This is a genomic window from Ruegeria sp. AG6 (assembly GCF_056541565.1).
Genome location: NZ_JBQFYQ010000001.1, coordinates 325,775 through 349,381, shown reverse-complemented (window position 1 = coordinate 349,381; position 23,607 = coordinate 325,775). Strand labels below are relative to the sequence as shown.

At 56.7% G+C, this 23,607-nt stretch carries 24 protein-coding genes; 9 read left to right on the top strand and 15 right to left on the bottom strand.

What is annotated here, in order from left to right:
- The first annotated feature begins 9 nt into the window (after window positions 1–9).
- On the top strand, window positions 10–822 hold the full coding sequence (cobS, locus tag ACR0I0_RS01745) for an adenosylcobinamide-GDP ribazoletransferase (protein WP_480489953.1): 813 nt from the start codon (window positions 10–12) through the stop codon (window positions 820–822).
- Here cobS and ACR0I0_RS01740 read toward each other — a convergent pair.
- The 6 genes from ACR0I0_RS01740 to ACR0I0_RS01715 form a co-directional block, all read right to left on the bottom strand.
- Window positions 819–1,580: an ion channel gene (locus ACR0I0_RS01740; protein WP_171633123.1), complete on the bottom strand. Its 762-nt coding sequence runs from the start codon at window positions 1,578–1,580 to the stop codon at window positions 819–821. The genes cobS and ACR0I0_RS01740 overlap by 4 nt on opposite strands.
- Before the next feature lie 117 nt (window positions 1,581–1,697).
- Window positions 1,698–2,207, bottom strand: a complete 510-nt coding sequence (locus ACR0I0_RS01735) for a CarD family transcriptional regulator (RefSeq protein WP_171116428.1) — start codon at window positions 2,205–2,207, stop codon at window positions 1,698–1,700.
- Between the two features lie 282 nt (window positions 2,208–2,489).
- Complete coding sequence (fdxA, locus tag ACR0I0_RS01730; RefSeq protein ID WP_152457680.1) at window positions 2,490–2,828, bottom strand: ferredoxin FdxA; 339 nt, start codon at window positions 2,826–2,828, stop codon at window positions 2,490–2,492.
- Between the two features lie 66 nt (window positions 2,829–2,894).
- The gene (locus ACR0I0_RS01725; protein WP_171633125.1) at window positions 2,895–3,260 is read right to left on the bottom strand and encodes an RNA-binding S4 domain-containing protein; all 366 of its coding nucleotides are present in this window, start codon (window positions 3,258–3,260) and stop codon (window positions 2,895–2,897) included.
- 6 nt (window positions 3,261–3,266) lie between these two features.
- Window positions 3,267–6,092, bottom strand: coding sequence for a helicase-related protein (locus ACR0I0_RS01720; RefSeq protein ID WP_480489951.1), 2,826 nt, complete (start codon window positions 6,090–6,092; stop codon window positions 3,267–3,269).
- A gap of 21 nt (window positions 6,093–6,113) precedes the next feature.
- The gene (locus ACR0I0_RS01715) at window positions 6,114–6,722 is read right to left on the bottom strand and encodes a tetratricopeptide repeat protein (protein WP_171633129.1); all 609 of its coding nucleotides are present in this window, start codon (window positions 6,720–6,722) and stop codon (window positions 6,114–6,116) included.
- A 30-nt stretch (window positions 6,723–6,752) separates the two neighbouring features.
- Here ACR0I0_RS01715 and ACR0I0_RS01710 point away from each other — a divergent pair, with 30 nt between their 5' ends.
- The 4 genes from ACR0I0_RS01710 (at window position 6,753) to ACR0I0_RS01695 (ending at window position 10,155) form a co-directional block, all read left to right on the top strand.
- Window positions 6,753–7,043 carry an SCP2 sterol-binding domain-containing protein gene (locus ACR0I0_RS01710; RefSeq protein ID WP_152457676.1) on the top strand — a complete coding sequence of 97 codons (291 nt, stop codon included), beginning with the start codon at window positions 6,753–6,755 and terminating at the stop codon, window positions 7,041–7,043.
- Window positions 7,043–8,017, top strand: a complete 975-nt coding sequence (locus ACR0I0_RS01705; protein ID WP_171723459.1) for an alpha/beta fold hydrolase — start codon at window positions 7,043–7,045, stop codon at window positions 8,015–8,017. The genes ACR0I0_RS01710 and ACR0I0_RS01705 overlap by 1 nt, the downstream gene beginning before the upstream one ends.
- A gap of 84 nt (window positions 8,018–8,101) precedes the next feature.
- On the top strand, window positions 8,102–9,922 hold the full coding sequence (locus tag ACR0I0_RS01700; protein WP_480489948.1) for a M3 family oligoendopeptidase: 1,821 nt from the start codon (window positions 8,102–8,104) through the stop codon (window positions 9,920–9,922).
- Window positions 9,919–10,155, top strand: a complete 237-nt coding sequence (locus ACR0I0_RS01695; RefSeq protein WP_171633140.1) for a hypothetical protein — start codon at window positions 9,919–9,921, stop codon at window positions 10,153–10,155. Before ACR0I0_RS01700 ends, ACR0I0_RS01695 begins: the two co-directional genes overlap by 4 nt.
- Window positions 10,156–10,560: 405 nt before the next feature.
- Here ACR0I0_RS01695 and ACR0I0_RS01690 read toward each other — a convergent pair whose 3' ends face one another.
- From ACR0I0_RS01690 to ACR0I0_RS01675, 4 genes are all read right to left on the bottom strand, one after another.
- Complete coding sequence (locus ACR0I0_RS01690) at window positions 10,561–10,830, bottom strand: DksA/TraR family C4-type zinc finger protein (RefSeq protein ID WP_170346639.1); 270 nt, start codon at window positions 10,828–10,830, stop codon at window positions 10,561–10,563.
- A 58-nt stretch (window positions 10,831–10,888) separates the two neighbouring features.
- Window positions 10,889–11,863, bottom strand: a complete 975-nt coding sequence (locus tag ACR0I0_RS01685) for a Gfo/Idh/MocA family protein (RefSeq protein ID WP_480489946.1) — start codon at window positions 11,861–11,863, stop codon at window positions 10,889–10,891.
- Between the two features lie 249 nt (window positions 11,864–12,112).
- Window positions 12,113–13,009: an RNA polymerase sigma factor RpoH gene (gene rpoH, locus ACR0I0_RS01680; protein ID WP_171116444.1), complete on the bottom strand. Its 897-nt coding sequence runs from the start codon at window positions 13,007–13,009 to the stop codon at window positions 12,113–12,115.
- A 145-nt stretch (window positions 13,010–13,154) separates the two neighbouring features.
- Complete coding sequence (locus ACR0I0_RS01675) at window positions 13,155–14,189, bottom strand: RluA family pseudouridine synthase (RefSeq protein WP_480489944.1); 1,035 nt, start codon at window positions 14,187–14,189, stop codon at window positions 13,155–13,157.
- On the opposite strand from ACR0I0_RS01675, the gene ACR0I0_RS01670 reads away from it, so the two are divergent.
- On the top strand, window positions 14,188–14,490 hold the full coding sequence (locus ACR0I0_RS01670) for a DUF6476 family protein (protein ID WP_152457651.1): 303 nt from the start codon (window positions 14,188–14,190) through the stop codon (window positions 14,488–14,490). The genes ACR0I0_RS01675 and ACR0I0_RS01670 overlap by 2 nt on opposite strands.
- 49 nt (window positions 14,491–14,539) lie before the next feature.
- On the opposite strand, the gene ACR0I0_RS01665 is transcribed toward ACR0I0_RS01670, so the two are convergent.
- The 4 genes from ACR0I0_RS01665 to ACR0I0_RS01650 all read right to left on the bottom strand — a co-directional run bounded on the left by ACR0I0_RS01665 (window position 14,540) and on the right by ACR0I0_RS01650 (window position 20,187).
- Window positions 14,540–16,435 (bottom strand): ATP-grasp fold amidoligase family protein, encoded by a 1,896-nt coding sequence (locus ACR0I0_RS01665; RefSeq protein ID WP_480489942.1) that lies wholly within the window; start codon window positions 16,433–16,435, stop codon window positions 14,540–14,542.
- Between the two features lie 27 nt (window positions 16,436–16,462).
- Window positions 16,463–17,515, bottom strand: a complete 1,053-nt coding sequence (locus ACR0I0_RS01660; RefSeq protein WP_210092206.1) for a glycosyltransferase family 2 protein — start codon at window positions 17,513–17,515, stop codon at window positions 16,463–16,465.
- Window positions 17,516–17,537: 22 nt separating this feature from the next.
- Entirely contained in the window at window positions 17,538–18,209 is a 672-nt protein-coding gene (locus ACR0I0_RS01655) for a class I SAM-dependent methyltransferase (RefSeq protein WP_171723465.1), read from the bottom strand.
- A gap of 94 nt (window positions 18,210–18,303) precedes the next feature.
- A complete protein-coding gene (locus tag ACR0I0_RS01650; protein WP_480489940.1) occupies window positions 18,304–20,187 on the bottom strand; it encodes a glycosyltransferase family 2 protein in 1,884 nt (627 codons plus the stop codon).
- A gap of 317 nt (window positions 20,188–20,504) precedes the next feature.
- Here ACR0I0_RS01650 and ACR0I0_RS01645 point away from each other — a divergent pair, with 317 nt between their 5' ends.
- Complete coding sequence (locus tag ACR0I0_RS01645; RefSeq protein ID WP_480489938.1) at window positions 20,505–21,602, top strand: acyltransferase family protein; 1,098 nt, start codon at window positions 20,505–20,507, stop codon at window positions 21,600–21,602.
- Between the two features lie 32 nt (window positions 21,603–21,634).
- Here ACR0I0_RS01645 and ACR0I0_RS01640 read toward each other — a convergent pair whose 3' ends face one another.
- Window positions 21,635–22,066: a class I SAM-dependent methyltransferase gene (locus tag ACR0I0_RS01640; protein ID WP_171633160.1), complete on the bottom strand. Its 432-nt coding sequence runs from the start codon at window positions 22,064–22,066 to the stop codon at window positions 21,635–21,637.
- 39 nt (window positions 22,067–22,105) lie between these two features.
- Here ACR0I0_RS01640 and ACR0I0_RS01635 point away from each other — a divergent pair, with 39 nt between their 5' ends.
- Together ACR0I0_RS01635 and ACR0I0_RS01630 are read left to right on the top strand one after the other, a co-directional pair.
- Window positions 22,106–22,420 (top strand): hypothetical protein, encoded by a 315-nt coding sequence (locus tag ACR0I0_RS01635; protein WP_480489935.1) that lies wholly within the window; start codon window positions 22,106–22,108, stop codon window positions 22,418–22,420.
- 424 nt (window positions 22,421–22,844) lie between these two features.
- Complete coding sequence (locus ACR0I0_RS01630) at window positions 22,845–23,597, top strand: TylF/MycF/NovP-related O-methyltransferase (RefSeq protein WP_480489933.1); 753 nt, start codon at window positions 22,845–22,847, stop codon at window positions 23,595–23,597.
- The last annotated feature ends 10 nt before the right edge of the window (window positions 23,598–23,607 follow it).

Sequence of the window (23,607 nt, the reverse complement as noted above, 5' to 3'; positions counted from 1 at the left end):
TGGTCCTGTGTGTTTAACCGAAGCATCGAAACCAACAAGACCCCGAAAGGCACGGGCGTGCAGAAAAACGACACCAATCCCTTTTCCCTGTGGGATATTCCGCTGGCTCTGGTGCTGTTGACCCGCCTGCCCCTGCCCCGATTGCCGGAACCTGTATTCAAGCGGCAGGCACAGGCGGCATGGGCCTTCCCTATCGCCGGGCTGGCCGTCGGAGCGATCGCCTGTCTGGTCGGATGGTTGGCAATGGTCTTTCATCTGCCCCCTTTTGTTGCCGCGACACTGTTGGTTGCAATGTTGATCATGACGACGGGCGCAATACACGAGGACGGTCTGGCCGATACGTTCGACGGCCTCTGGGGCGGGTTCACCGCTGAACGTCGACTTGAAATCATGAAAGACAGCCAGATCGGAACCTATGGTGTTCTCGCTTTGGTTGTTTCCCAGCTTGCTCGGGTTTCGGCAGTTGCCACGATTTTGGCAACCGGGTCGATTTGGCCGATTCTGGCAGCCTGCGTGTTCTCACGCGCCCTGATGCCGGTTTTGATGGCATCCCTGCCAAACGCCAGAAAATCGGGGCTGAGCCATTCGGTGGGAACCCCCGGCGCGATTTCGGTCAGCATGTCCTTGGGCCTGGCCGTTACAATCGCCGTTTTCATGTGCGGGGGTTCGGCGATCACCGCCATATTCTCTGCTGCCTTGGTTGCCGCCATCTTGGCGTTGACAGCGCGCAAGAAGATCGGCGGCCAGACCGGGGACATACTTGGGGCATCGCAACAACTGGCCGAGATCGCGTTTCTGCTTGCCATCAGCGCGCAGATTTAGGACGCGCCGCCTGTTTCGATCCGCAGTGTTCCACCGCAGTGCTTGCAATGCACGGCATCCGGATCATGCCGATACAACCCGCAGCTTGGGCATTTGTGACGTACCTTCTGCGGCATGAATATCGCCTGCGCCAAACGGACAAACAACGCGACGCCCACGACCATGATGAAGACCGAAAACAGCTTGCCCCAAGGTGTGCTCAGCGTGATGTCGCCGAACCCGGTTGTGGTCAGGGTGGCCATGGTGAAATACAGCGCGTCTATGTAAGGCGTCTGGGCGTCTTCCGGAATGAAGAACACCAATACCGCCGTAGAGGTGGCAAAGACGAAAACCATCAGATTGATTGCTGCAATCACCGCGTCTTCATGGGTGCGAAAAAAGGTACTGTCGCGTCGCAAGTCCCTGAGCAGGTGGTATGAATGGATCAGGCGCAAGGCCCGCAGAATCCTCAGGAAAGCCAGGTTGCCCGTCAGAAACGGATCCAGAACCAGCGAGACGATAACGACAATATCCGCCAGCGTATAAATCTGGCGCAGCAGCTTCCAACGATCCTTTGAAATCCAAAGCCGCGCTGAAAAGTCCAAGAAAATTAAAAAACCGATCAACTGGCTTGCAAGGATCAAGCCGGGACCATGAGGGACGTGAGCCGTTGCGACAAAGAAAATGATTGTCGCAACATCGAACAGGATCAGAGCGTACCGAAACCAGACCGAAATCGGGTCATGTCCGATATACAGATATCTAACTGTCTGCTTCATGTCCGCCCTGTAGCTTGCTGCATATACAGTAGAATTAGCGGTACTTGCGGAATTCACCAAGCCACGAAAAAGGCCGCCCCGATGGTGGAGCGGCCTGTTGTCATATCGAACTCGCTGTCAGGCAGCGCGAGAGGTCAGAACTTCGTCCACCTGTTTGGCGGCGGATACTTCGCCGGTGCCGGAAACCGCCGCAACCTCGCGGGTCAGGCGTTCCAGCGCAGCTTCGTACAGCTGACGTTCGGAATAGCTCTGCTCGCGCTGGTCGTCCGTGCGATGCAGATCGCGGACCACTTCCGCAATCGAAATCAAATCGCCCGAGTTGATTTTCTGCTCGTATTCCTGAGCACGGCGCGACCACATGGCGCGTTTGACCTTTGCCTTTCCCTTCAGCGTTTTCATTGCCTGACTGATCACGTCGGGCGAGCTGAGCGACCGCAGGCCGGATTCGGTAACCTTGTTGGTCGGCACGCGCAGAGTCATCTTGTCTTTCTCAAATGAGATGACGAACAGCTCCAGAGAGAATCCCGCGACTTCCTGTTCTTCGATCGAGATGATCTGGCCTACGCCATGAGCGGGGTAGACAACATAGTCGTTCGGGCGGAACTCGAGCTTTTTCGACTTTGTCATTCAGTTTTTTCCTTGCTTGCGGACGGGACACAGACAACAAAAGCACCACATGCGGGGACTTTCTCAGCCCCGACAGGCGGCGATATTGTCACAAATTCAAATCTCCAAAGCGAGCATACTTGTGGAGCGCATCCCAATCTCGGTCATCATACAAGAACCAAGTATATCACAAAAATACGACACCCGAAAGTTTACCCGGCGGTAAATTTTCATATTAAACCTGTTTTCAACAGGTTGAGCCGCGTTCTTTTCGCATCAAACAGAGGTTTGAGCGCGAATCGTTCAACCACCCTCGCCCGGTGCTTCCGAGAAATACTTCTCCATCTTGCCTTCTTCACCGTCGCGTTCTTCCGCATCGGGAAGCGGATCTTTCTTGGTGACGATCACGGGCCACATTTCCGAGTACTTGCGATTGAATTCGACCCATTGATCCATGCCCGGTTCAGTATCGGGGCGGATCGCGTCGGCCGGGCATTCCGGTTCGCAAACACCGCAGTCGATGCATTCGTCGGGATGGATGACCAACGTGTTCTCACCTTCATAGAAACAGTCCACCGGACATACTTCGACACAGTCGGTATATTTGCAGGCGATACAGTTTTCGGTGACAACATAGGTCATGATCGGATTCCCGTTTGCGGTTTGAGCGTTTAGCTAATTCAGTCTGGCCTACTCTTCAAGATATGATCAGCGATCTTCGGTGCGAGAAAGATCAAGAGAACGGCGATCTTTCTTTGTCGGGCGACCTTTTCCCTCAAACCCCGGATTTTTGGGCGGAACGTCCTGTTTTTCGGTCATATCGAAATACAGCGTTTGCGCTTCGGGGGCCGGACCACGGCGATCCCCGATTTTTTCGATGCGCACAACGCGGACGATACGGCCCTGAGGAAAGGTCAGAACGTCGCCCGGGGCCACGGCCTGCGCCGGTTTTTGCACCCGGCTTCCGTTCAACCTGACATGGCCCCCGCTGACCTGTTTGGCGGCCAGGCTGCGGGTCTTGAAGAACCGCGCCTGCCACAACCATTTGTCAATCCGCAGCTTGGCCTCGGCCATTTCGGATCAGTTGCCGTCCTTCAAACCCATCAGCGCGGCTGCAAACGGGTTGTCGGGATCAATCGCCTTTTCCTTTTTCGGCGGCCGGGACGAGAAGGTCTTGGCGCCCTGAGGCTTGCCGCCCTTCTTGCCATGCGGTTTGCCACGGCCATCCTGCGGCTTGCCGCGCGGTTTGCCCTTGCCCTGCCCCTGCTCGCGGCGCGGACCTCGGTTGGGCTGTCGCTGACGGGCCCAGGTGAAGGTGTAGAACACTTCAACCTCGGGTTCGTCTGACACTGGTTCTGCGGGAAGGCTGTCCGCACCAGCCTCGGCTGCCGCCTCGGTGCCGTCGGTGGCCTCGGCTGCCGCCTCGGCGGGTGCGGCGACGTCTTCTGCCGCGACTTCACTTGCCGGGGCTTCTTCGGCGGTCGGTTTGTCCGCTTCAGCTGCCGCCGGCTGTTCGGCCGGTGCAGGTTTGACTTTCGGCCGCTCGCCGCGTTCCGCCTTGTATCCCAGCCCCTGCATAAGGTCTGCGAACTGATCCAGCGTCATACCGGTGATCGACAGCATATCGGGTTTGGCTTCGAAACCGCCGCGGCTGTCTTCTGCGCGCAGCATGTCCGCCAAACGTTCCAGCATGTCGATACGGATCGAACGCTCGCCTGCATCGCGGTAGCCACACATGGTGTCATAGCCCTGCGGCGCATCCTTGGCGACCGGCACGGTCACCAGGCCCGGAGGCGGCGCTTCGGGGAATTCCTGCAACCCGCTGGACAGCGCCCAAAGCACGAGACGCAGACGCGTCGGGGCCGGTTTCAGCAGCAGCGGCATGAAAATGGTGAACTGGCCGAACCGGATACCATGCTTGCGCAAGGCGCCGCGGGCGTCCTGATCAAGATCCTTGACCTCTTGTGCGACCTGTGCGCGGGGCAGGATACCCAGCGCTTCGACCATGCGGAAAGCAAAGCCTTTGGCAAGGCCGCTGAGTTCCTCATCGCGGGACAGGTTCAGCAGCGGCTCGAACAGAGCGGCCACCTTGCGGTCAATGAAGTGCTGCAAACGGCGCTGCACTTTCTGCTCGACATCCGGCCCCGCCGCTTCGTCAACGAACACTTCGACCATAGGTTTGAGAGGTTCCGCCCCGGCAACCAGCTTGCCAACGGCGTATTCACCCCACATCAGGCCACCCTGATCAGTGAAATCAATTTCAGTATCGGGCGCGTTGTAGAAGCGATCGGCGCGCAGATGGAATTGCGGCGCGAGTGCTTGCAGAGACGCCGATTTCAGAGCTTTTGCCTCGGTTCCCTGCGCGCTTTTGTCCGGGATGAACCGGAACCCTTCCAGACGACCGACGAATTCGCCTTCGACGGTCACTTCACCCTTGTCATTTACTTCGGCCAAAAGGGCCTCCTTCTGTTTGAGCCGGCGCAACAAAACGGATGTGCGCCGATCCACAAATCTTTGCGTGAGACGCTCATGCAGAGCGTCGGACAGTCTGTCTTCTACAGTGCGGGTTTCGTTACGCCAATGTGATTCGTCACGAACCCACCCTTTCCGCTGCGCAACATATGTCCACGTGCGAATATATGCCAATCTTTTAGATAAAGCGTCGATATCGCCGTGGGTCTGATCGATCCGTCTGATCTGCCGTGCCATAAACTCGTCGGGAATGGATCCCCGTTCATGCAGATGGCCATAGATCACCTCCAGCAAGCTGGCATGTTCCGCATGGCTGATACCGCGAAAATCAGGGATTCTGCACACATCCCACAGCAACCGGATGGACGGGCCGTCGCTTGCACGGGCGACAACTTCGGTCACTTGCGACAGCGATTTCAACGCGTTCAGGTCATCAGCAGGGCGGGCCTTGATCAGGTGTTCATCATCCGGGCCGACCTCAAGCGAGTCGATCAGCGCATCAATCGAGCCGAACCGAAGGGCGGCATTTCGCCAGTTCAGCTTTTTCATCGGCGTAAACCGGCTGTCCATGATCGCCTGCGCCACGCCCTCGTCCAGCGGCGGGGCCTCTCCGGTTATGCCGAATGTGCCATCCGACATCCCGCGACCTGCCCGGCCCGCGATCTGCGCCAGCTCGTTCGGCGCAAGCGGACGCATCCTGCGCCCGTCGAATTTGGACAGGGATGAAAACGCAACGTGGTTCACATCCAGGTTCAACCCCATCCCGATAGCGTCCGTGGCAACCAGGTAATCAACCTCACCGTTTTGGTACAGGTCCACCTGTGCATTCCGGGTCCGCGGGCTGAGCGCCCCCATGACCACCGCAGCTCCACCTTTCTGGCGGCGCAGCAATTCGGCAATGGCATAGACGTTTTCAACCGAGAACCCCACGATGGCGCTCCGCGCAGGCATCCGGCTGATCTTTCTGGAGCCCGAGTAAACCAGCTGCGACATCCGCTCTCGCCGCACGAACTGCGCCTGGGGGACCAGCGCCGAAATAGGGCCACGCATTGTGTCCGAGCCCAGGAACAGTGTCTCGTTCGTGCCGCGAGACCTAAGCAGACGGTCGGTGAAGACGTGACCCCGTTCCGGATCGGCACAAAGCTGAATCTCATCGATGGCAACGAAATCAGCACCCATGCCTTCCGGCATCGCCTCAACCGTACACACCCAATACTGGGCGCGAGGCGGTACGATCCGTTCTTCGCCCGTGACCAGCGCCACCACCGACGGCCCACGGATCGCAACGATCTTGTCATAGACCTCGCGCGCCAGCAGGCGCAGCGGCAGACCGATCACGCCGGTCCGATGGCCCAGCATGCGTTCGATAGCGTAATGGGTTTTACCAGTGTTGGTCGGGCCAAGTACGGCCACGATTCGGGATGACCCGCTCACATTCGCCCCCTGCCCCGAGCCTTACAGCGCCTTGCCTTCAACCTGAGGCTTCAGCCGATTCACGGCATTGGTTACTTCTTCGTGATGGGGATGTATAGCCAAGGCCCGAGAATAAGCCTCGTAGGCTTTCCGAGGTTCCCCGATAACTTCAAAGATCAGACCCAGACCGTAGATCGCCTCATAGTGGTTTGGATTCAGCGTCAGCACATGTTCCAGATCGGCGGCCGCCATACCAAATCGCTCGACCCCGAAAAAGGCAGAGGCGCGCAGATGCCAGCCTTCGGCAAAATCAGGCGCGTGATCCGTCAGCGCGGTCAGGTGATCCAGAGCAGCGCCGACGTCGCCCTCATCCAAGGCTTCGCGTCCCCGCTCCAGCAGCAGATCAGCCGACGCAGACCCCGATTGCGACCACAGCGCCTGCAACTGCCGATCCAGTGCAATTGCCTGTTCCGGGGTCGACTGCGCCAGTTTTTGCAGCAACTCATCCTCGTCCCGTGAATCCGCCTGCTGCGCGAAACAATTGGAGGAAAACGTGACTAGGACAAAAAGTGCCGCAACGGTACCTTTGAGATTGTGAATTGCAATGCTCATAACAATAGTCAGTGTAGCGTTGCGACCGGGGATGTCCATTCACGGCGCACTAACAATATGAGGAAAAGCATGAGCGAGACTCTTGAAAAGGCGGCTGCCGCACTGAACGAAAAACTGGATGGCGGCGCGTTTGATGACACAGCCAAGTTTGCCATCACTGATCTGGGTTCGATCGTCCTGGACGAAAACGGTGCGCGGGTCAGCGATGAAGAGGCCAGTGTCACCATGAGCGCTGATGCAGAGACGTTCGAACAGATCCTCAGCGGTGAGCTGAATCCGACCGGCGCGTTCATGTCCGGAAAGCTGAGCATTGACGGCGACATGGGTGTTGCCATGAAGCTTGCCTCGGTACTGGCCTGATGGAGTTGTCGCCGGCCCCCTTTTTTGAAGACGTGGCCGGCGGACCTGCCGGTGGAAAGGCCCACTGGTTGACGACGTCTGACCAAACACGCATTCGCGTGGGTCACTGGCTTCCGGATGATGGTGCACATGGCACCGTCATGATGTTCCCCGGACGCACCGAATATATCGAAAAATATGGCAGTACAGCCGGTGAATTCACGAAACGCGGCTTTGCTATGCTGGCCGTGGACTGGCGCGGTCAGGGTCTTTCGGATCGGCTGCTGGACAACCCACGCATCGGCCATGTCGATCATTTCACCGATTACCAATACGATGTTCAGTCAACCCTGGACCTTGCGAACGCTCTGGATCTGCCCAAGCCGTGGTATGTCGTCGGGCATTCGATGGGCGGTGCCATCGGGTTGCGTGCCGTCATCGAAAAAGGGTGTTTTGCCGCGTGCGCGTTCACCGGCCCAATGTGGGGAATTTTCTTCACTCCGGTCATGAAACCTCTGAGCCGCGTTACAGCGTATTGGGGCACCGCGCTTGGCCTTGGCGAACGCACCCCCCCGACCACAACGCTTGAAAGCTATGTCCTGTCGCAACCTTTCGATGGGAATATGCTGACCCGCGACCCGGACATGTACCGGATGATGCAAAATCAGCTGAATGCGCATCCCGAACTGGCTCTTGGTGCCCCTTCCAACCGCTGGCTGCGCGAGTCGCTGGACGAATGCGAATGGTTGATGGAACAGCCCGCCCCGAAGACACCCTGTCTGACTTTTCTGGGCAGCCACGAACAGATCGTCGATCGCAAGGCCATTCGGGCGCGCATGGCCAATTGGCCGAATGGTACATTGATCGAAATCCCGAACGGTGAACATGAAGTGCTGATGGAAGCACCGGACGTTCGGGGCCCGGTTCTGGACCAGCTTGCCAGGCATTTCCGGGCCAACCAATCAAATGGGGCGTCCGAGCTGGTTTCCACGTAAACCTTTTCACCTTGGGATTGGCCGCTTGTGATCCGCGCGCGCCACCCCTAGATGTTTGCAAAAGCAGTCTACAAAAGGTGATCCATGCGCGACCTTCCCTTTCCCGTCCGTGACGCAAACGCAATGGGCGGCGCCGACAATCTGGGCAATCTCCCCGAATGGGATCTGACGGATCTCTACACATCCGAAGAAGCGCCCGAACTGGCGCGCGACCTGGACTGGCTGGAAGGCGAATGTGCCGCCTTTGCGGCCGACTATGAAGGCAAGCTGGCAGAGCTGGACGCCGCGGCCCTTTTGGCCTGCGTTCAGCGCAATGAAAAGATCAACGCGGTCGCAGGCCGTATTATGTCCTTTGCCGGTCTGCGCTATTACCAGCTGACCACCGACGCAGAGCGGGCCAAGTTCCTGTCGGACATGCAGGAAAAGATCACCGTGTTCACGACGCCTCTGGTGTTTTTCACGCTCGAGATCAACCGGATCGAAGATTATGTGCTTGGGGCGCATTTTGCTGCCAACCCGGATCTTGCCCGATACGAGCCCGTGTTCCGGCGTATCCGCGCGATGAAGCCCTATCAGCTGTCTGACGAGCTGGAAAAATTCCTGCACGATCTGGGCGTTGTCGGCGACGCGTGGGAGCGTCTGTTCGACGAAACCATCGCCGGTCTGACGTTCAATGTGGATGGCAATGAACTGAACATCGAGGGCACCCTGAACCTGCTGACCGAACAGGACCGCTCCAAGCGCGAGGCAGCGGCGCGCGAACTGGCCCGCGTGTTTCAGGAGAACATTAAAACATTTGCCCGTGTCCACAACACGCAGGCCAAAGAGAAAGAAATCGTCGATCGCTGGCGCAAGATGCCGACCGCGCAAACAGGGCGTCACTTGTCGAACGATGTCGAACCCGAAGTGGTCGAAGCCCTGCGCGAGGCGGTTGTGGCCGCCTACCCCAAACTCAGCCATCGGTACTATGAGCTCAAGCGCAAGTGGCTGGGGCTGGATGTGATGCAGGTCTGGGACCGCAACGCGCCGCTGCCGATGGAAGACACCCGCACCGTGTCGTGGGAGGACGCCGAGAAAACCGTGATGGAGGCCTATGCCGCCTTCGATCCCCGCATGGCCGACATTGCGGCGCCGTTCTTCTCGAAAGGCTGGATCGACGCGGCGGTGAAGCCCGGCAAAGCCCCGGGCGCCTTCGCGCATCCCACCGTGACCGAGGTGCATCCTTATGTGATGCTCAACTACCTGGGCAAACCGCGCGACGTGATGACCCTGGCGCACGAGCTGGGCCACGGCGTGCATCAGGTGCTGGCCGCCGATCAGGGCGAGATGCTGTCCTCGACGCCCCTGACACTGGCCGAAACCGCCAGCGTCTTCGGCGAGATGCTGACCTTCCGCAAGATGCTGGATCAGGCCGAAACGCCCGAACAGCGCAAGGTTCTGCTGGCCGGCAAGGTCGAGGACATGATCAACACGGTGGTCCGCCAGATCGCCTTCTATGACTTTGAATGCAAGCTGCATGCCGCCCGTCGCGAGGGGGAACTGACCCCGGACGACATCAACGCCCTGTGGATGAGCGTTCAGGCCGAAAGCCTTGGCCCCGCGTTTGAATTCATGGACGGGTACGAGACCTTCTGGGCCTATATCCCGCACTTTGTTCACTCGCCCTTCTACGTTTACGCCTATGCCTTCGGCGACGGGTTGGTGAACGCGCTCTATTCGGTCTATGAAAGCGGCGCCGAAGGTTTCGAGGACAAGTATTTCGAAATGCTGCGCGCAGGTGGATCAAAGCACCACACGGAATTGCTGGCCCCGTTCGGGCTGGATGCCAGCGACCCGAACTTCTGGGACAAGGGCCTGTCGATGATCTCGGGCTTTATCGACGAGTTGGAGGCGATGGAGGGGTGACTGACCCGGGCGACAAGGGGCGCTGGCGGGCCATCCAGCACCGCCTGCACCCTGTCTTGGCCCGGATCCGCCGCAACGTCCCGCGGGGGCTGCGGTTTGTCGTGGGGCTATTGTTGATCGTCGCGGGCGTCTTCGGTTTTCTTCCTGTCCTGGGCTTTTGGATGATCCCTTTGGGCATCATGGTGGCCGCCATGGACGTCAACCTGCTGCGACGTTGGTGGCGCCGCCGGTAACTCCAGTTTGGCTTTCACCTAGTTTTTCCCGGTCGCCAGAAACACTGCGAAACGATCAAAGTCGCCCCCAGAGCGGCCACTTGGGATGATCGGCGCCCGTAGAAAAATAGCCGGATTGACGAAGGTGAACACCACTGAGGTGGCGACCAATCAGGTGGCCGTCAGGATCGAGACACGTGCGGCGGCCTCGTACCAAAGCAAATAGGCCTGCGCAGTCGACAATACGCCCAGAAAGGTCAGGAAGACCACATCGTTGACGGTTGGTTTTTGCTGCTAAAAAGCGGATGGGTGGGATCATGCAGATTAGCAATGATCATGCATCGATGTGACAGTTCTGTTTAAAGTCTTGATTACTGACGCGATCGAAGCTCATGTACGTTTGGCTCATCGCGGCCATACCCAAGATCACTTCAACTGACTGTCCTTCGACCCCCGCCGATTGACGCCGCCGCGCGCCTTGAACGCGCCGTCCCGTTCCTGCTGGCAATCCAGGCAGAGCTTTACTCCGGGCAACGCGACGCGACGCTTTTCCGGGATAGGTTCCTCGCATTCGGCACAATGGGTCAAGCTTTCGCCCTGGGGCCGCTTTTGCGCCTGCATCCGCGCCAGTTCATCTGAGATCGACGCTTCGATCTGTTCGCTCACAGCGCCGTCGCGTGCCCAACCTCCGGCCATCGGTCATCTCCTGAAATTGTGACACTCAGGATAGCTTAGCCGTTGGCCGCAACGCAAGTTACAGCGAAATCGCGCCTTCGAATACACGATCAATCACCTCTTGCGTCCCGCGTGAGAATTCCAAAGGACAGGGATACTCCGCCCCGTCCCTGATTGATCGGCAAAAGGCCTCGACCTGCAACTTGTAATGGTCTGCTCCGGGGAAGCGGGTGACCTGAACTTCAAGCCCCGGCCGGTGCAGCTCGACCCGAGCCTCTCCGAACACACGTGCATTGAACGGGGTCGTCAGACGGATCAAACCGCTTTCGCCGTGAAACACCATCTCCTGATGGGGATGCATCCGTATGGAAACATAGCTGGAATAGGTAAATCCGGGGAACTGCGCGCGAATTTCAGTGAAGATGTCGATATCATCCTGCCAACGGATCGCGGATTGCACCGACACAGGCTCTTGCCCGGTTGCAAAGCGCGCCCCGCCGATCACGTAGACCCCGATGTCACGCAATCCGCCGCCGCCCGTTTCCGCGCGGTTTCGAATATTCTGGGTATCTGCCCGATTGTCGAAACTGAACGCTCCGGTCACATGTACCAAATTGCCGATGGCACCATCAGCGATCAGTTTCCTTGCAAGCTGCCATTGAGGGTGATGGACGATCATGTAGGCCTCGGCGGCCAGCAGGCCGCTTTGGTCCCGCTTTTGGATCAATGCGTCGAATTCATCCGCCTTCATGGTCATGGGCTTTTCGCACAGAACATGCTTGCCAGCGCTCAAAGCCTTAAGGCTCCATTCCGCATGCATATGGTTGGGCAACGGGATGTAGATTGCGTCGATTTCGGCGTCTGCCAACAACGCATCATAGCTGTCAAATACTTGCAAATCCGGGCAAAAGGACTGAAACGGTTCTGCTTTCGCTGCATCCGAGGTTGCCAGCGCGGCCAAGCGCGCCCCATTGGCGGCATGTATCGCCGGGGCCATGTATTCGCGGGCAAATTTCGCGGCACCCAATACACCAAATTGAACCGGTCTTTGCATTGCGCCCTCCGTACTCGGCTTGTTTCAAATTACGCGCTTCCCGAGGGGTCACCAGCGCTCGTTCTGCTGCGAAATCAAAGACAAAACACGTCTTTTCCTAACACAGCTTTCGACCTTCAGCCATTGATTTAGGCCTTTGGTTCAGTTTCCGCCAACATTCGCAAAAAACGCCCCCTGATCATCAGAGGGCGTTTTCCGTCATTGCTTGAACGCAAAGAATCTTCCTGCGAGGCAAGAAGGGCGCAACTGTTAGCTGACGCCCAACATGCCTTTTTCCCGCGCCAGATCCCGCATTTTCTTTTGCAGCTTCTCGAACGCGCGCACTTCGATCTGGCGAATGCGCTCTCGGCTTACGTTATACTGAGTGCTCAACTCTTCGAGCGTGACCGGCTGATCCATCAAACGACGCTGGGTCAGGATATCCTTTTCCCGATCATTCAGCACATCCAGAGCCGCCGCCAGCAATTCCCGACGCGCTTCCAGTTCATCGCGTGCTTCGTAGTCACCGGCCTGATCAGCATCCTCATCCTCAAGCCAGTCCTGCCATTGCATGGTGCCTTCGCCTTCGGACCCGACCGTGGCGTTCAGGGACGCATCGCCACCGGACATCCGGCGGTTCATGCTGATCACTTCTTCTTCGGTCACACCCAGATCAGTGGCGATCTTCTTGACGTTTTCAGGGCGCAGGTCGCCCTCTTCCAGTGCACCGATGCGGGCCTTGGCCTTGCGCAGATTGAAGAACAGCTTTTTCTGCGCCGAGGTCGTGCCCAGTTTCACCAGAGACCAGGACCGCAGGATGTATTCCTGGATCGAGGCACGTATCCACCACATGGCATAGGTCGCCAGACGGAAGCCTTTTTCTGGGTCAAACCGTTTGACAGCCTGCATCAGACCCACATTGGCCTCGGAAATCACTTCGGCCTGCGGTAGACCATAGCCGCGATAGCCCATGGCGATCTTGGCCGCCAGACGCAGGTGAGACGTCACCATCTTGTGCGCGGCTTCGGTGTCCTGCTCTTCGACCCAGCGTTTGGCCAGCATGTATTCTTCTTCCGGCTCCAGCAGAGGAAACTTGCGGATTTCCTGCATATAGCGATTCAGGCCGCCCTCGGGCGTCGGTGCGGGAAGATTTGCGTAGTTTGCCATTATTGTGTCCCTCCGACAAATGTTTAGATGTTTAACATAGGATATGGGTAAGGAACCCTTCCCATTCAAGAGGTGCTGCTAACAGTCTGGAATTAATCTTCCGTTAAGGAAAGGTGAAAAGCCCTTTTTCACAGGAGTTTGCTTATTATGACAGCGGTGTCCGCAGACGTTCGACAAGGCATTGCATATCTTGCGGTAAACCGGCCTCGAACCGCAGGGATTCACCAGTGACAGGGTGCTCGAATCCCAAAACAGCGGCATGAAGTGCCTGACGGGGAAAAGCGCCTGCAAAACCGGCGGCAGCGGCAGAGAACGCTTTGGCGGACAACTTGCGCTTGCCGCCATAAACCGGGTCGCCCACCAGCCCGTGCCCCGCGTGGGCCATATGAACGCGGATCTGATGCGTTCGGCCGGTTTCAAGCCAGCACTCGATCAGGGCAAGACCCGCAGGCACTCCAAATGTCTCGACAACGCGCGCGCGTGTCACGGCATGCCGCCCGCCATGGAACAGAACCGCCTGTCTCTGACGGTCGGTCTTGTGTCGCGCAAGTTGCGTCGTAACGCGCATGATGTTGCCGGGTTCAAAGCTGATCCCTTTGACACCGCGCAACCGAGGATCGTTGGCATCCGGCACCCCGTAACACACCGCACGGTAATACCGCTCGACGCTATGCGCCGCGAACTGCTCGGCCAGCCCGTGATGCGCCGCGTCTGACTTTGCGACCACCAGAAGGCCACTGGTTTCCTTGTCGATGCGATGCACGATACCGGGGCGTTTCACCCCGCCGACGCCCGACAGATCGTCTCCGCAATGGTGGAGCAAAGCACTCACCAAAGTCCCGCTGGGTGATCCCGGCGCGGGGTGTACGACCATGCCTGCGGGTTTGTTGACGACGATTACGTCCGCATCCTCGAAGACGATCTCGAGCGGGATGTCCTCGGGGCCGATATGGCTGTCTTCGGCCTCGGCCACGACAATCGTGACACGCGCCCCTTCGGCCACCTTGGCCTTGGGGTCGCGTACCTCGGCACCGTCGATCTGTACCGCGCCCTCTTCGATCAGACGCGCAAGTCGGGTGCGCGACAGGCTTTCCCCGTCTGGTACATCGCGGGAAAGCGCCTTATCAAGGCGAGGCGGCGGATCGGCCGCGATCTGAAACTCAATCTGGCGGGTGCCCATGACTGTCCCTTCCGAACCTCAAGAACCGCAGGAAACTCCGCAACTGCGATTGCTGCGGCGGATGGTCATGCTGTTGACCGCGGTGATGATTGGCGGGGTTCTAGTGACATTCGCCCTGATTGTCATCCGCCTATCGGACCGCACACCCACCTTGCCGGATCAGATCGCGCTGCCCGACGGCGCCCGGGCGCAGGCCCTGACCATCGGGGCAAACTGGTATGCCGTCGCAACCGATGACAATCGCATTCTGATCTTTGACAAAACAACTGGAAAACTGCGCCAGGAAATCGCGGTCGAATAGGCCCTGCCACCTGTTCCGGCGGCATGAAAGATCCGGGGATTGTCCAGCCTCAGCCGGGGAACAGCCGAGTTCCGGTCCACGCAGCACCCAGACGCTGATCCAGCGCATCCGACCGCATCTTGTGCTTGCCTGACACCGGCGCCAACATGATGTCACCCAAGCAAACTCTGTCACCAACCGGGAAAAGCTCTACGCTTGCGCATTCAACGTCTTGCCCCAGGGTTTCAGCGATCCGGATCATGTCTTCAAAGCGGTCGGGCCGGGGTTCAACGGTGCTGCTGGTTGGCGAATACAGCTCATCTGCAAGGTAGTTGTAGTCGCGATCATGGAGCATCTGGATGCGCCCACGCCCCCGGTCACGGTCAACCTGCACCAGCTGCACGCGTCCGGCGATCACCCAGAATTTCCAGGTGCCGGCCTGTCGATCCCCGGCGGTCAAGTCTTCTTCGATGCAATAGAGGGGCTTTTGCTTGGCGCGCCACCATTCGCTTGTCCAGAAACCTTCGGGCGTTTTTGTCTTGTGCCACGCTGCCAGTTTCTGGTTGGCATCATCGCGCTGCGTGGCATCCAGCGAGAACGACAGGGCCAGCTTGTGACCATGGCTCATCGTTCCTTTCAACCAATACTGGCCGGGCCCGAGGTCGAGTGTTTCGGGCAATGCCGGAATGTGTGCCTCCCACATGCGCTGTGGGCAGGCGAGCAATTCCGAGGCGCTGCCCACGTATTTGGACCGGTCAGAAATCAACGCATCAGGGACTTCGCCAAACAGCTTCATGACCACCAGCTTTTCGGCAAATGTCTTTGGCGCGCGCAGGTCGGGTAAAAACCGATGACTATCCGCATAGTTGTACAAAGCCATACCAAGCGCATTCAGCCTAGCAGGGTCACTGTCATAGTGTTCCCAACCGCGCGAAAAACCCACGCGCGGCGGGGTGTTGGCACCGTACAGATTGTCAGCTGCAATTGCGTCGAGATCAGCCTGTGCCGCTTTGAGATAGTCTTCCCGGTCAGAGAGCAGAGCAACAGAAACAACTCCGCCGGTGGCGTCGTGGATTTCTTCGGTCGTAGCGCGCAAGGTGGGCAGGTTTGCGGGAAACTCCACCGGTTTGAGGCCCCCTCGGCCGTGGCGCGGCAAAGGCGCGTCGCCCGGTCTAACCCCCAGGTTCCGCAAACGTCGATCCAGAAACGAATGCCGCTTGATCCCGTTTGCAATCCACCACCGCATCCGGCGTCCCCACAGATGCACGGCAAGCGTTTCCTCTTTGATATACGCGTCCCTGAACTCTCGGACGTGAATGTCATTGGCCTGCCCTGCCCGTCTGAACGGCAAAGGATAAAAGACCGGTATGGGGCTGGCATGCTTCAACTCGTCAAAATGGCGCAGAAACCATGTCATGACACCGGGGCCGTAAACACTGTGTTCCTGATCTGACGCATGAGGCAACTCACCAGCCTGTTTCAGGCGTTCCAGTTCCTTCCGCTCCTCCCCTTCAACCCAGGGGCGGATCGGATAGGGGTCCTGGCAGTATTCGGAATACGCGTTCAACGTGGGGCTGTCGAAAGGCAGCCGCATAACAGCATTGCAGATGGTATCGCGGTTGAAATACCCAAAAACATGATCGGCCCTTGGGATCGGGGCAAGCGCCAAAACATCCGTGTCGCACCACAGAAAATCCGTTTTCTTCATCAGGTGCAATCTGAAGATATCGGATTGGGGCACCGGCGTCTTGAACTGGTTGTTCACGATGAACTGCCTGGGTTCGTGGATTTCATTTGCCGACACCAGTTCGATACCATCCGGAACGTTGTCGACTTGCCCATAGTGGAACAAAACGACCCTGTGACCGCATTCGACGAATGACAGCATGCACATCTGCTCCAGAAAGCTCAGGCTGCCTTCCATCCACAGCATCCCAATCGTCGGAAGAGAGTGATCCGCAACCATTCGTCTATTTCTCCAGGGGCTGTTTTGTCAGGACTCTGTCCGGTTTTCGTCAGTCGAAGACGGCGCGCTGGCCGACAGGCGTTCCCTTACGCCACGGTCCTTTGCGACAAAATCCACGGCCGGTTTTTCAAGAAGTTTCTGGTACAGCTCATCATACTCTGGCAGTTTCAGCAGATCGTTGATCAGGGCCTTGTGCCAGCGGAACGCTCTTCTATGTAGCCGTCGAAGCCTGTCGTCAGCGCGAAACTCTTCCAGCACCGCATCCACTTCGTCCTTGTACCGCAGGATTGTTTCATCCTTGGCACCGCCACGGTTCCAGCGGTCCCAATATTCGGTTCCAAGTGTCTGCGCGGAATGATTTGCCCGACCTCGGCTGCGCTTGGCCAAATAGGCCTGCGTGGATCTGACGGCATAGTGGTTGATCTGTGCGACTTCAAATCCAAACGGAGGCGAGACATGGTTGCCGAAGGGCGCAGGTTCCGTTGCGTGCCCTCCGGGCACGGACCGGAACACGCCGGCCTGAAGTTCGGGACGGGGGTGCGGGTTGTGCAACCCGAAACGAAGATAGAAATCACCCTGCCTGAACAGGGATTTGACAAACCGGCGCCCTGCCCCGCCTTGTTCGAAATCCAGCTCACAATCGAAGAACTGCCGCGTCACCAGCGTATCGCGCATAACATGCCGACCACCGTTCGAGAATATCTTCCAGGGGATGGAGATGACGTCAACGCCGGGCGTTGCCTCGATCAGATCATCAACCCTGTGATTTCCAACGTGAATATTCAGGAATTCATCCGCGTCGCCGACATATATCCACTTTGCGTCTTTCACCACCGGCAAGCGCCGTGCCTGCCTCAGCGCAGACCGGTGTATCCCTCCGGTTCCAACCCGGTTCCTGTGAAATTCCACATGGCCCAAGTCCTGCAACCGTCTCAGAATCTGGTTGGTGCCGTCTGTACAATCATTGGTGTAGACAATGATCCGGTCAAACCCCAGCACCTTGTGATGGGCCACCCATTCCAGAATATAGGGACCCTCGTTCTTCATCGCGGTGATGAGGACTTTTTCAGGCTTTTCCATCGCTGCCACTTATCCCCGCCGCCTAGTCGTTCTGACCTTTGCTGTCATCTTGCGGGACAATCTTTTCGATGGCGATCTGTGCGCCGGCAATCGCGCGGATGCGCAACTCTCGGGGGTGCTGGCCCAGAAACTCGTTGACCGCACGGATCACCCCGTCGCCCCACCAGCCGCGGCGGTGGTAGTCGTCGAATGCCATGATCCCACCGGGTTTGATCTTGGGAAACAAAGCGGCCAGATCAGCGGTCACGCCTTCGTATGAATGGTCTCCGTCGACATAGGCGAACGAGATGCTTTCATCATCAAAAAGCTTCAACGCAGGTACCGAAAAATCGCGTATAATACCAACCTTGCCTTCTTCGATCTCGGCCTCGAAAGTCTTTACGACCTTCTGGAAGATGGCCTCCATCTTTTCGTCTTCGGTCCGACCCACAAACGCGGTTGTGTGCGATTCCTCACCGATATGCTTCCATGGATCGATCAGAAAAAGCTGACTGGGCTCGATCAGTTTCAGAATGGTCGGAGAGAACTCACCCTGCCAGACACCGATTTCAACGGCCAAGCCCCCCTTTGGCAAACGGGAAAGGAATGTGCGGCGGATTGCGTCTTTGCTGTTTTTGCGCTTGGTCGCTTTGTCAGCCTTCGGTTTCTTCTGGCTGCCGGGCGCAACACCGATAACCTTGGATTCGTTTGACATCTCGACCTCACTCGCAGACGGGTATCCCATTTACTCAGAACCCGTTTTGTTCATTGCGCCATGGCTACCACGCCACAGCCTCAAGAACCAGAAGCTATGTGTCCTTTTTGCCAAGCGGTGGCAACTTGTCGATACCAAGCCACGGTGGCTGCAAGCGGGTTATCCGGTATCGTGCAGCATTACGCCCGAGGAAACTGTTTATCGCCGCATTCATACCCGTATACGACCCGCCTCCATGACGGCGATAAGATGTGAACGCGATACTGCCCCCGGGGGCAAGAACCCGGTCGATACGGCGCAACAGTTGGTTCATCACCTGCTCTGCCCGCACCCCGCGGATGATGACGACGCCGACGCTTTCGTCTTCAAACAGCTTCAGCATCAAGGGGGGCAGCGCCCGGTAGACACGCAATTGTCCGGCAAGAATGGGGGCGCGGAAGTATTCCAGCAATGCATAAAACGTGCGATCCAAAGCCTGTAGCTCGGGATCCTGAGTTGCATCCGGACATGTGAAACCGTCCCATGACAGCCCCCACGGTCCTATGACCGTCAATTTCTCGACAGCGTCCAGATCAAGTATTTCTTCGATGATTTCAATCTCAACATGTCCGATCAGCACCCAATTCTTCTTACCACTGATTGATCGAAGAAAACTCTGCCGCTGGTCTTTTGTTCTTTCAACCTCCGGAGGGGCAGAAGGCAGGTAGACAGGATCCTTGGGGTCGAACGGCACCGAAACCTGTTTGGCATCCGTAATTTGCGCATGCTGTGCGGCGGCCTCTTCGTAATCAAACGAGGTTTCGAGGGCGTCGAGCCGAACGAACCAAGGAAAATTGTATGGCTTGGAGTTCTCGGGCTTGGACATCTTGCCGAGCCGCGTCCATTTCGCGACCTGGGCAAATGTGATGTCCGGATCCTTGTACATTTCGGCGTTGAAAGACAGATCGCCATCTTCCATCACGCCGAGTTCCAGCGCCTTGACATAGCGCCCGCTGCGAAAGCGGCTGAACTTAGCGATAAAATCCTGCGCCACCTCGGTTTTTCTGAAGCTTGCGATGCGTTCCTTGTGAAATGCAACTGCCTGATGATGCAATTGCCCCAGAACAGTATCGGATCGCAGCTTTTCATAAACCTCCCGAAGTCGTGCAACTTTGGACAGGATCGAGGTTTCTTCGATGTCGTTATAGCAATGCAGCTTCCAGTAGGCCTGACCTGTTGCCTCCATCTTCGGATGAAAACTCGAGGTATTCACATCCCCACGCAACCGCTTCATCAGATAGCTTTCCACGGACCTCACCGCATAGTGGTTCATCCGAAAAAGCCTGCGCCCAAACCCGGCGCCCGTTGATGAATACGCCCACCCTCGTCTTCGCATGGCCGGCGGCAACGGATCACCGTCCCCGTCGACCCAGGCAAATCGATCCGCCTTGTTGGGTATCGGGCCGCGCGGTCGATGCGTGCTGATTGTGCGATACGATCCGTTGTTGCGAAAGAGCGATTTGAACGCCCGCAAGTTATGGGGGCTGACGGCGCCAAGCTCGCCCGCACGGGTGAATTGCTCGAAAACGAACCTGTCTTCGAACTCGACGATTCCGTTGTGTCCGAACAACTGCCAGATTGCGGCAAATCCGTCCGCATGCGGCAATGCACGAAACAAATCGTCCAGTGTTCCGTCGCCGACGCGAATATCAAGAAATTCATCCACGTCGCAGACCAATATCCATTCGGCTTCTTTGCACCAAGGGTGTTCCATGGCGTTTGCATAAGCTGAAGCCTGAGGTCCAAATTCCCACGGGCCGGGATTGCCGATATGCGCCAGAAACCCCAGTTCCTGGCACCGCTGAAGGATCGTGTCGGTGCCATCGGAACAATCGTTCGAATTGACGATAAAATGGGTGAAGCCGATCGAAAGATAGTATGAAATCCATTCCAGGATGAACGGCCCCTCGTCTTTCATCGTGGATATGACAAGTCTCATCGCGTCTACCTGTACCCGTGGCCCGCAAATTCAGGATAGCGGGAAAAAACGCATCTTTGCAGATGTATAGCGCGCATCCCTGCCTGCGGCTTTGTTACGGGCCCCGGAAATGCATTGCAAGTGGACGAGCCCGCCGGTTCAACGTCTGCCAACTCCAAACTCCGCAGACGATCGCAGCCCTGTGGGCAGCGTTCGATGCGTAGGGCTTTATGCTTGAAAACGACAATTTGATTGCCTTCGGGCGCCAACCATTTATAGCTGGCGTTCAATGTCGCCAAAGGTTTTTGGCAGCAAGGAAGCGGTATCTCGAGTGGATCATGGCAGGTAATCTTAAAGATCAAAGGGCGCATGGCCTTGATTCACTGCGCGGTATCGCTGCGTCTGCGGTCGTGTTTGTACACGCAGTGCACATTCATCCACTCGGCGTCTACTACAAGAACTGGGGTGCCGACTACTATGCGATGGGAGTGCCGCTGTTTTTCATAATAAGCGCGATGTCCATGTCGCTAGCTTATCCAAAGGGAGTGTCCTTTGATCGAAGCTGGGCCTATGCCTTGCGCAGATTTTTTCGAATTGCCCCACTCTTCTACGTGATGCTCTTTGCTTGGCTGTATATTGGGGTCCAGGCCGAAACAGGTACGATCATCAGGAATATTACATTTCTGTTCGGGTTTGTCCCCAGTGAACAAACCAGTCTTGTTCCGGCGGGTTGGTCAATCGGCGTCGAAGCTATCTTCTATCTTCTGTTCCCCTTCCTTTGGATTTGGCGGAACATTTGGTCAGCGGTGCTTCTCTTTTTGCTCGCCTGCTTGGGATGGGGGTTTGTAAACTTATCTAGTCAGGGTGAAGTTCCCGATTTTTACTATTGGACCAGCTTTTTCACGAACGCCCCGTACTTTGCGTTGGGTCTGATCGTTTGGTGCGCCTACCGTTGGACACCTAAGTCATGCGAGCGCCCCGTCGGCTATCTAGCGCTCGGTGCCGGGATCGCCGGGTTGATTTACATGTATCTGTTTGGCCCGGTTCTTGATCAGGCGCAAACGCTAAACAAACCGGTTCCACTCGCACTGGTTTTGGGCTGGGGCTTCGCCTTTGCAAGCCTGGCGCTATCGCAGGCACTTCGACCTGTTTTTTTTCTCTATAACCCTTTTACCCGCTTTCTTGGAAAGATCAGTTACAGCCTATATCTGATGCATCCGTTTCTTATCTATAACACAAACCTGACCCGATGGGCCGCAACACTTACGGACAATCCGGATCTTGTGGTGCCAATTGTCTGTGTTATTACCCTAGCCGTAGCGATACCCATTGCGACTGTTATCTATTATGCTGTCGAAGTTCCATTCATCCGCCTTGCCCGCCGGATAACCAAGCCTGATTTTAGAAACCCGGCTTCACAACAATTGGCGTCGTGACGGCAGAGCACGCCTACCAAAACATTGCGGATCTATAGCATCAGGGGAACAATCTCGCCTCGATTGCGGGCGATCTCGGTAATGTCAAAAGCACCGCTTTGCAGTTCAGCCTCGCCCCGAACAACCATTGCAGAGTGATTTTTCTCGATGACTTCGCGAACGATATCTGGCCGGCAGGCGCAGGACATGACGCATTGAAGCACCAGATTCGCCAGCGCCTTTTTCCCTTCGAAATAGTCGGAATTGTAATGTTCTTCCATCGTGGACCATTGCCAGTCTTCAAGGACGAAGACGCCGCCTTCCGACATGCGCGGAAAAACGAGGTTGAACGACAACAACGTTTCCAAATACTGGTGCGATGCGTCATCTATGACGAGATCAATCTTCTCGTCGCCGAACTCTGCGTCCAGCAATTCTCCGAACCGATTGATGTCCGCTTGACTTATCCCCTTGTACAGCCGCACGTTATCCTGCCGCGAGTACCTTTCGATATAGGCGTCAAGGTGAGGCAGTTCGCGCGTCGATTATTCAACTGCAACCAGTTTGTCAGGCTGAAATACACGATCGAGAAGCGCCACGCTCCCACCCTGCCATACTCCGATATCGACGATATTGTTAACATCGATCTTCGAGGTGCAATCCAGTTCAGCCTCGATCATTTCGCGGGTTTTCACCAGCAGAAACTCGTTATCGTTCGATGTGATTTCGTGGTATTCCGCAATATCGACCGTGGCGAAAAAATTGACGCCGTCAACGGTACATCTGTTCCGCTCGGACTAGGCTATCGGTTGAATTTTCTTCTGTTGCGAACCGCCTGAAACTGAGCGCAACACAGTCGAGACAACTACCGTAAATTTGCTCACCACTATGCCCTTACCTGATGGCTGTTGTGCTTCATCTCCTGAAAGGCACAGGTTTACAAGCTTCCTTTACATCAAACGCAGAAAGAAAGCGCGAGGCAGCCGTTTCACGGCCTAACAAATGAGTTGGGTCCGACCATATTCGCCAAGATTGATGCTGAAGTTGGCGCAAACATTCGCGTAATTCGTAGCGTCAAAAAAGATATGTTTCATTCTGGACGTCAAAGCTGAGAGTTAAGGCACGTCTGAGTTGAAAAAAACGCAGTTCACAGGAAATGTGCCTCCATTTGACCAACCCTATAGGCGATTTCCAGCGAATCTTGTTGAAACTTCACAGCTGAGAGGTCAGAACCAGCCAGACATCTATGCAAGGTTATAATCTATGCTCGCGGAACTTCGGGAACAATATCTGACCACGGTTGCCCGTGCCCTGGATGGCACGATCTATGAAGACCCACCAATTCTGTTTGGAGACACCAAACCGGATTACAACTCCAAAAACCGTGAATACGGCTGGGATTGGCCGTCTGTTGCTTTCACTATGGTGGGCAGCAAGAGATTGGCCAATGTTCGCGCCATGGTGGAATCCGTCATCGGCAACCAGGTTCCCGGCGATTTTGTCGAAACCGGAGTATGGCGTGGCGGTGCCAGCATCTTTGCGAAAGCAGTTCTCTTTGCATATGGCCAGAATGACAGACGTGTCGTTCTGTGTGACTCTTTCAAGGGGCTGCCCGAGCCGAACGAGGAACTTTACCCTCACGACAAAGGGTCTGATTTCCACAAGTACGATGCCCTAGCCGTGTCAGCCGATTCTGTAAGGGCGAATTTTGAAAAGTTCGGGCTTTTGGACGATAATGTCGTGTTCATCGAGGGCTTTTTCAAGGACACCATGCCACTGGTGCCCAGTGAGCAGATTGCAGTGCTGCGTCTTGACGGCGACATGTATGAATCAACCATAGATCCTTTGCGGCACCTTTTTGGCAAGGTCTCGAAAGGTGGTTGGATCATCGTTGACGACTATCACGTGGTTCCCGCAGCCAAAGCTGCCGTTCATGACTATCTTGACGAAGTGGGCTATCAGCCACCCGCGATCAACGAAATCGATGGTGTGGGCGTCTATTTCCAAAAGGTCTAGAGAGGACCGG

Bases quoted from the DNA above. Each gene is read 5' to 3' on its own strand.
- ACR0I0_RS01740 (WP_171633123.1), bottom strand. From the start codon at position 1,580: ATGAAGCAGACAGTTAGATATCTGTATATCGGACATGACCCGATTTCG.
- ACR0I0_RS01735 (WP_171116428.1), bottom strand. From the start codon at position 2,207: ATGACAAAGTCGAAAAAGCTCGAGTTCCGCCCGAACGACTATGTTGTC.
- fdxA (WP_152457680.1), bottom strand. From the start codon at position 2,828: ATGACCTATGTTGTCACCGAAAACTGTATCGCCTGCAAATATACCGAC.
- ACR0I0_RS01725 (WP_171633125.1), bottom strand. From the start codon at position 3,260: ATGGCCGAGGCCAAGCTGCGGATTGACAAATGGTTGTGGCAGGCGCGG.
- ACR0I0_RS01715 (WP_171633129.1), bottom strand. From the start codon at position 6,722: ATGGACATCCCCGGTCGCAACGCTACACTGACTATTGTTATGAGCATT.
- ACR0I0_RS01710 (WP_152457676.1), top strand. From the start codon at position 6,753: ATGAGCGAGACTCTTGAAAAGGCGGCTGCCGCACTGAACGAAAAACTG.
- ACR0I0_RS01705 (WP_171723459.1), top strand. From the start codon at position 7,043: ATGGAGTTGTCGCCGGCCCCCTTTTTTGAAGACGTGGCCGGCGGACCT.
- ACR0I0_RS01700 (WP_480489948.1), top strand. From the start codon at position 8,102: ATGCGCGACCTTCCCTTTCCCGTCCGTGACGCAAACGCAATGGGCGGC.
- ACR0I0_RS01690 (WP_170346639.1), bottom strand. From the start codon at position 10,830: ATGGCCGGAGGTTGGGCACGCGACGGCGCTGTGAGCGAACAGATCGAA.
- ACR0I0_RS01685 (WP_480489946.1), bottom strand. From the start codon at position 11,863: ATGCAAAGACCGGTTCAATTTGGTGTATTGGGTGCCGCGAAATTTGCC.
- rpoH (WP_171116444.1), bottom strand. From the start codon at position 13,009: ATGGCAAACTACGCAAATCTTCCCGCACCGACGCCCGAGGGCGGCCTG.
- ACR0I0_RS01670 (WP_152457651.1), top strand. From the start codon at position 14,188: ATGACTGTCCCTTCCGAACCTCAAGAACCGCAGGAAACTCCGCAACTG.
- ACR0I0_RS01675 (WP_480489944.1), bottom strand. From the start codon at position 14,189: ATGGGCACCCGCCAGATTGAGTTTCAGATCGCGGCCGATCCGCCGCCT.
- ACR0I0_RS01665 (WP_480489942.1), bottom strand. From the start codon at position 16,435: ATGGTTGCGGATCACTCTCTTCCGACGATTGGGATGCTGTGGATGGAA.
- ACR0I0_RS01660 (WP_210092206.1), bottom strand. From the start codon at position 17,515: ATGGAAAAGCCTGAAAAAGTCCTCATCACCGCGATGAAGAACGAGGGT.
- ACR0I0_RS01655 (WP_171723465.1), bottom strand. From the start codon at position 18,209: ATGTCAAACGAATCCAAGGTTATCGGTGTTGCGCCCGGCAGCCAGAAG.
- ACR0I0_RS01650 (WP_480489940.1), bottom strand. From the start codon at position 20,187: ATGAGACTTGTCATATCCACGATGAAAGACGAGGGGCCGTTCATCCTG.
- ACR0I0_RS01645 (WP_480489938.1), top strand. From the start codon at position 20,505: ATGGCAGGTAATCTTAAAGATCAAAGGGCGCATGGCCTTGATTCACTG.
- ACR0I0_RS01630 (WP_480489933.1), top strand. From the start codon at position 22,845: ATGCTCGCGGAACTTCGGGAACAATATCTGACCACGGTTGCCCGTGCC.